10 protein-coding genes and 1 pseudogene are annotated in these 6556 nt (G+C 52.7%); 9 read left to right on the top strand and 2 right to left on the bottom strand.

All coding sequences use genetic code 11. From position 1 onward, the window contains the following. Positions 1–191: 191 nt before the first annotated feature. Both PPL9_RS29760 and PPL9_RS29765 read right to left on the bottom strand, forming a co-directional pair. On the bottom strand, positions 192–593 hold the full coding sequence (locus tag PPL9_RS29760; RefSeq protein WP_057466091.1) for a type II toxin-antitoxin system HicB family antitoxin: 402 nt from the start codon (positions 591–593) through the stop codon (positions 192–194). Between the two features lie 69 nt (positions 594–662). Continuing rightward, the gene (locus PPL9_RS29765; RefSeq protein ID WP_057466092.1) at positions 663–845 is read right to left on the bottom strand and encodes a type II toxin-antitoxin system HicA family toxin; all 183 of its coding nucleotides are present in this window, start codon (positions 843–845) and stop codon (positions 663–665) included. Between the two features lie 375 nt (positions 846–1220). Here PPL9_RS29765 and PPL9_RS29770 point away from each other — a divergent pair, with 375 nt between their 5' ends. The 9 genes and pseudogenes from PPL9_RS29770 to PPL9_RS32665 all read left to right on the top strand — a co-directional run. Then, a complete protein-coding gene (locus tag PPL9_RS29770; RefSeq protein ID WP_057466093.1) occupies positions 1221–1493 on the top strand; it encodes a hypothetical protein in 273 nt (90 codons plus the stop codon). After that, entirely contained in the window at positions 1490–2305 is an 816-nt protein-coding gene (locus PPL9_RS29775; RefSeq protein ID WP_057466094.1) for a hypothetical protein, read from the top strand. The genes PPL9_RS29770 and PPL9_RS29775 overlap by 4 nt, the downstream gene beginning before the upstream one ends. Beyond that, the gene (locus PPL9_RS29780) at positions 2295–2537 is read left to right on the top strand and encodes a hypothetical protein (protein WP_057466095.1); all 243 of its coding nucleotides are present in this window, start codon (positions 2295–2297) and stop codon (positions 2535–2537) included. The genes PPL9_RS29775 and PPL9_RS29780 overlap by 11 nt, the downstream gene beginning before the upstream one ends. Beyond that, positions 2524–2820: a hypothetical protein gene (locus PPL9_RS29785; RefSeq protein ID WP_057466096.1), complete on the top strand. Its 297-nt coding sequence runs from the start codon at positions 2524–2526 to the stop codon at positions 2818–2820. Before PPL9_RS29780 ends, PPL9_RS29785 begins: the two co-directional genes overlap by 14 nt. A 277-nt stretch (positions 2821–3097) precedes the next feature. After that, a complete protein-coding gene (locus tag PPL9_RS29795) occupies positions 3098–3997 on the top strand; it encodes a winged helix-turn-helix transcriptional regulator (RefSeq protein ID WP_057466098.1) in 900 nt (299 codons plus the stop codon). Continuing rightward, positions 3994–4650, top strand: coding sequence for a hypothetical protein (locus PPL9_RS29800; RefSeq protein ID WP_057466099.1), 657 nt, complete (start codon positions 3994–3996; stop codon positions 4648–4650). Before PPL9_RS29795 ends, PPL9_RS29800 begins: the two co-directional genes overlap by 4 nt. Continuing rightward, positions 4643–5056, top strand: a complete 414-nt coding sequence (locus PPL9_RS29805; RefSeq protein WP_057466100.1) for a hypothetical protein — start codon at positions 4643–4645, stop codon at positions 5054–5056. The genes PPL9_RS29800 and PPL9_RS29805 overlap by 8 nt, the downstream gene beginning before the upstream one ends. A 14-nt stretch (positions 5057–5070) precedes the next feature. Further along, on the top strand, positions 5071–5799 hold the full coding sequence (locus PPL9_RS29810) for a hypothetical protein (RefSeq protein ID WP_057466101.1): 729 nt from the start codon (positions 5071–5073) through the stop codon (positions 5797–5799). A 231-nt stretch (positions 5800–6030) separates the two neighbouring features. Next, positions 6031–6556, top strand: a pseudogene (locus PPL9_RS32665) (hypothetical protein); the annotation flags it as partial.

Below are 6556 nucleotides of genomic sequence, written 5' to 3' on the forward strand. Positions count from 1 at the left end.
ACGGTCAAAGTAATGTGTTTCATCAATTAGTTCCTCAGATTCGAATGGCGCAAGTTTCGCGTAAGGGGCTGGAAAGTGTCCAGTCTTGCGCCAGTGAAAAGAATTCAGGTTCATTGTCAGTTGGGCATCAAAAAACCCGCCAGGGGAGTGTGCTCCTCCGGGCGGGTTCTGAAAGCTTTTTGAATGCCGGTTTAGGCGGCGTTCATCATCGCGGTTGCTGCACTGGCAAGGTAAGCGGAGCGAGAAAGCTTCCGTCCTTTGGCTTCCTTGTCAATGGCCTCCAGGAGGCCAGCGTCAAACGAGAGATTGACGCGAACGGAACGACCGGAGAGCTGTACATAAGGCACAGCCACCAGAATGCCACCTTCGGCCATTTCTTGTTTCACGTCCTCGTCCTGAATGAGCTCATCCAGAGTGCGAGGGGTTACGTTGCTACCTTCTTCATCCTCAAAGTAAAGCAAAAGCGCTTCACTCGCGTTTTTTACTGCATCCTCTATTGTGTCTCCTGCGGAGAAGCATCCCGGTACATCCGGAAAATGCACACCAAAGCAACTATCTTTGTCCTTGTGAATTACCGCCTGGTAGTACTCCATGTTGCGCGCCCTTTCGAAAACTGTCAGTCACTCTTTTCTTGTTTTTTCTTTTTATTGAAGGGGGGAGGCTTAAAGCCACCCCGCCATTTTGGCGATGCTGCGCGCCGTTCCCAACGGCAAGTCTTTTTTGGGGTGGGGGACAATGACAGTGCGATCCCCTTTGCGCAGTTTGTGATGAGACCCTGTAATCGAGACAACCTCAAAGCCGTCCTTTTCAAGGTGTTGTATGATTTTGCGGCTATTTCGTTCCATCGGTCTCCTCTGTTTGTTGTGTATTATATTGCGCAACTACTATTAAGAAGTCAATGCGGGTGTGTAAATATTTGCGCAATCATAGGGGCGGTGGTTAACCTCTTGACCTTTGCCGCAAATCAGAGCATGTTGGCGACGAGGCGTAGAAACCTCTGTTACCAGCGGCCACCGCACCCGTTAGACCTGCGGTATTTTTGTGTCTGGATTCCGTCCAGTGCGCAATCTCGCTATGAGCGGGAGGGCGGTGAATACAATACCCGTAAGGGAAATAAGCCCGCCTGTCTGGTAACAGGTTTCTACCCTCCCGCTCACCAGTGGGTCGTAGAAAACTCTCTGCTGAGTGGTTGTTCAACAGCCATACCAGAGGCTTTTGCTATGACCCGATTTGATCGCGGCGCCACACGTGCGCATGCTGAACTGATTTCATCACTAGAAGATTTAGAGAGTGTCTTAAGCCTGACAGGGTCTCTTTTGCACCTGCTTGCCAAGGTCTCTAATGACCTGCCGCCCCACCAGTGCGCGGACGTCAATGCACTCACAACACTCCATTCCATTTTATTCCAACAAGGTGAGGCGCTGAGCGCGCGGGCAGAAGCTGTTCTGCGCGCTGCCCACGCGCTTCCAAGCGCGAAAGGCGGTGCGGTATGACGACGATTTCAACACGATATGGCCGAACTTGGAACCTGCTGGACCCTCAGGCGTCCTCTGTCAGCTTCTGGGAAATAGCCGAGGTCCTCGCCCGCATCCCTCGCTTTAACGGGCATACGCAGGAGCATTACTCCGTGGCGCAGCACTGTTGCCTGGCACATGACCATGTGTGTGAGGATGAAAACCCGGAGTTACGGCTGCTGGCGCTGCTTCATGACGCGCATGAGGCTTACATCGGCGATATTGTTACGCCTGTTAAGGAAGCTTTGAACTCTCTTATCGATGGGGATCAAGTGGAGGTGTGGTTGGAGATGCTGAAGACCTCCCACGATCGCGTTATTCGCAAGGCAGCAGGTGTTGCAAGAATCCAAGATCTTGAAGATTTAGAGCAGGTGAAAGAGGTTGATAAAGCACTGCTTTTAAATGAGCAGTATCAGCTGATGCATCCCTCTGCTTTTGGGAGGCCGGAGGATAAATCAATCCCCGTTGAGCCTTGGGAAGAGGACCTTGCTGCAGAGGAGTTTTTGAAACGCCTTAATGCAAATCCGATCTATGAGCAGCAAATGGCTCAGCAGGGCAACCTGACCCATCCTCAGTTCCTTCATGAGCTTGAGCAGCGCCTGATTGCGTTCGGGTTTAGTCCGGAGCAGTCCGAGGATGCTGCTGGGTCTCACCTCATAGAGTTTCTCGACAAGGCTGGATACGAGTTTGGAGCCCCTGAACGCAAATGGGATCAGGCCTTCGTTGAAGAGGTTTTTAACTCCGGTTTTTGGATGTCGGAAGATTTCTGGAGGGTTGAAGATGCCTCTTAAGATTGATGGTAAGGCGCTTGAAGCCGCTTCGAAGAAGCTTCGTAGGTTGCGTTTAACTGATGTTGGCGGGCGCAAAGAACAGCCCTGTGAGACGTTGAAATCTGTGCTCCAGCGTGGTCTGGGCGGGCTCTACAGTGATGCTGCTGTCGAATACATCCTGAAATTTGGCGTGAAGTATTATCTGGAAGCACGTGAAGCGGAGTGTGAGGAAGTTGATCATGGCACCGTTTAGAGCTGCCGCTTCAGTAGAAGCGAAGGCAGTCATCACCTTTGGAGAGCGTGAGCTGCGAGCGCTGGATGCGATGACTGGTTACGGCATCGATAGTTTTCTGGACGCCTTTTATAAGCATCTGGGTAAACACTACATGCAGCCTTATGAGGCGGATCTACGGGCACTGTTTGCCACGCTTAATCCGCCGGTTAGCGAAGCTCTTGCTAAGGTCGATGAAGCTCGCCGCGTTCTGGATGCCGCTGCAAAGAAGAAAGCGGAGGCCGCCAATGGCGCTAAAGATTGACCCATCGAAAAAGCCACGTGTCACAGCAACGGGTCACTCTGAACATCCTTGCATGGCACAGGAGTGCCGCAAATGGGGCTCGCGTGGTTTCAGTCGCGATGAGGCTGGCAAGCGCGTTCAGCTTTGGTTTTGCTCTGAACACGCAAAACAGTATGAGGCGGATCTGGTCGCTGCCAGACGCACGCCTCCGCCTCCACGCCCGCCAAGGCAAGGGAGGCTCGTATAACCGTGTACATCCCTCATTCTTTTCAATTCGTTCATTTTTCTGGAGTGCGCCATGACGACCTCTGACAAGCGCAAGTTTTCCCACCCCCCGATTGGCATGCACCGTGATCCAGATCTAATTCTTCGCGATATTCAGGTGATGAATGAGATTTGTACATCAACCAACAGACATGGAATCTGTCGCCGATCACAAATTCAGATTGCAAAGCTTCTGCGCATTAGTGAGGCGACTGTGCGTCGGTCCATACAGAGGCTTATGAAGGCTGGCTGGTTAGAGCGCCGTGGCGGTACGCGACCTGATGGCGGTAATTGCTCCTATACCTACAAGGTCATCTTCAAGGACGTGCAGGAAGATGAGCAGGGAGATCTGCTTGAGCCAGACTTAGAGGAGGAAGCTGCTCGGTATGAAGAAAGAAGATATAGGAATGACGGGGCCCCCGCCGCTAGTGTGGAGGCCTATAAGAACGAGTTATTAATAACGGTTGATGATGAAGGGGAAATGGCTGCGAGTAGGGCGAATGGGGAAAAACCTGATGTGTCCTCTCCAGCGAAGGTGCGGGTAGAGGGTTCGTTTAAGCGCTATGCAAACGAAGTTGTAAGCACACTGGCGCGGCTGAAACCGGGGTTGGATGTGACGCGCATGGCAGGCGGGATAAACCCGATCATGGGGTGGTTTACTGCCGGCTGTGACCTCGATCAAGACGTGAAACCGGCGCTTTCAATCGTATTGGAACGTGCTCCGGCGCTACCGAATAGCTTGAATTATTTCACAAAAGCCGTTGTTTCTGCGATGAAATCCCGCAAGGAACTCTCCGAAATTAACCCCAATTACAAGAACTTCGGTGCGCAGGCTGCTGCCATACGAGCAAAACAGCGCGAAGCTGATCTGGAGCGCTGTGATGCGGCCATTGATGAGTTGGGAGCTAAGTTTGCTGCTGGGGGTGCACTATGAACCAATCTCCCGCTCATCCCGTGCTTGAGAACTTTGTCAAACCGCTGAGAAGCACGTTTAGCAAAACGCCGGGTGCTTCTGAGCAAGACTACTTTGCTGACCTTTGCAAAAACCTGGAGGGGTTTCGTGAGGAGGTTTTATCGGTTGCTGCTGATCGGATTATGCGCCGTGCGAAATATCGGACGTGGCCATTCCCAGGCAAATGCCTTGAAGCGTGCGAAGAAGTGGCACGGGAGTACACAGCAGCTGCGCGGCGTGATCAGAGAAGTCATGATGAGCAGTGGGGGCTGCCAGAGGAAGCTGCTCTGCGGATTCTGGTGAGCTCGGATGCTAGTTTGGCGATCAATGCGGTGGTTGGCGAGTGGCATGGTGACTTGGTGGACTTCATCAAGCGCAACCATCGCATGCCGAATGAAGCTGAGATTGAGCGTGTTGTTGTGGATTGCGAGACACGTAAGCGCAATCAGGCACGAGAAGAAGAAGCTGAGTTGCGGGCGATCTTTGGTGACAGCTGGGGCGGAAAAGAACTGCCTGCCAGAAACCCTCGTAAAATCATGTGGAATGCATTTAAGGCGCGGCGTGAGCGCTACGCTGAAAAAATCAGTGAAGCAGTACTTGCCGCTGACCCAATGGAAGGAGAAAGCTATGTTTGAACAGGGATTTCCAGTTGAGTTTGATCGCTCTGTCTCGCTTTCAGAGAAGGAAGCAACGGCTGCAAAGAAGCTGGCACTGCTTCTGGCTGGTTTGGGGGTGGTGAAGGATGAAAGCCGCGATTGGCTGGCAGTCTCTACGCCAAAGCCGACACCGCAGCTGCATGCTTTGACCTTGATGCTTGGTTGTACCTCCGCCTTGGTCGTGTTGGGTTTTGCCAAAGGGGAGACTATGGAAGAGATCGGAGTAACGCTCCTAAATGTGCCTCGCGAACACGTTTTACTCATGCTTCGCGGCGGTTTGGCGCTCTCCCACGAGGTGCTGATCGCCAAAGCGAGCGATACAGTTGTGTCTCATCGTGTGGCGAAGCTTCAGGATTACATTGGCCCGATCCAGATCGCGGCTTAAGGTGAGGGCATTATATGGCTCAATCAATTACATCATCACCACACTATGCAGCGCGGGTTAAGGCGGAAGTTGAGCGCCGATCCGCAGTGCGTGTGATTGATCTGGTTAGCCTGCTGGAGTGGACCTATGCCACACAGCGGGCGCACTTGGATGTTTTGAACCAGGATGAGGCACGTCACTTAAGTTCCGGTTGCTCCATGCCTGGCTTGGAACAGTACTTGACCCTCGGAACCTTTGTAGATGGTGGCGGACGCACAAGCGTGGAGCTGCACCCGGACGCGCAGGCAGTTCATGACACGGTGATGCAGTTTGCGCGCCAGTCAGATGATTGCGCTTTTGCTGCGGGGTTGCTGATCCATTACGCGGAAACGCAAACCCAGCCAGAGAAGCCTGCAGTGAAAGGTAAGAAAATGGAGGCGCTTCTTGATCGAGCAGGGCGCATCGCCATGAGCTATTGGCGTGACGGTGAGGAGCTGTTCGTGCGTCCATGCACAAAGCTGCCAAAGCCAGTAGATTATGAAGGGCCGGGCTGTCGTGTGGGGCAGGCTTGTGATGTGAAGGTGGTTTCCGTTGAAAGTGATTTGGAGGAGTTTTTGCGGGAGACTTACACATACTGGTGTGCTGCGTTGGAGTTAATTGCAGAGGCGTTACCATTGTTGAAAACTCATAAACTTAAGCAATTTCAAGTACCTGCGTTTGATCGGCGCGGCGTGAAACTGAACTATTTAGAGAGTGCGGCTTGATCTGACCCACAGGATTTGACAGCCTAACAGCGACCAGAAAACCGCACTGAGGGGAAGACCTTCAGGGCGGTTTTTTATTGAAGAATGCAGTAGTGCTTGATCCTGTTTGGGAGGATAGAGCGATGGTCTCGCCCGGTAATGCGGGCACGTAATTCCTTCTGTGGTTGAAGGTGAGGTCCAGCCTTATGGCAGCTTTCAGCCGCAGAGGGGATAACTCCAAAGGTCCCAGCCATGTTCACAGTAAGCTTTGACAAACGAGACCTTGATGATCTCATGCGTGGGCTTGGCAACTTGCCCGGTGAGATCAAAGGAAAGGCCATTGCTCGCGCCCTCAAACATACGACAGCAATTGCCAAAACGCGTGTCATTCGAAAGTCCGCAGCATCTACAGGAATGCGGCAAAAGGACATTCGCAGTGTAACCATTGCGGTGAACACCGGAGCTGATATCGCCAGTGTTATTATGCGTTCTGGTTGGATACCGCTCTACCAGTTGGGGAGCGTCCGCCAGACACGAGATGGTGTATCTGTTCGCAACTGGGGAACACACCAGGGCACATTCCTTGCCACGATGGCCTCTGGTCATGCCGGAGTATTCAAACGATCAAGCGCAGCACGCCTTCCAGTCCGCGAGCTTTGGGGGCCGAACCCTGCTGCTGATGTTCAAAATCATGAAGAAGAATTTATGGACTTGCTCGAAAGCGTCGCTGACGAAAAGCTACGTCCTCGGTTGGAACACGAAATCGACCGGCTGGTCC

It is taken from the genome of Pseudovibrio sp. POLY-S9, assembly GCF_001431305.1.
Taxonomy (GTDB): Bacteria; Pseudomonadota; Alphaproteobacteria; order Rhizobiales; family Stappiaceae; genus Pseudovibrio.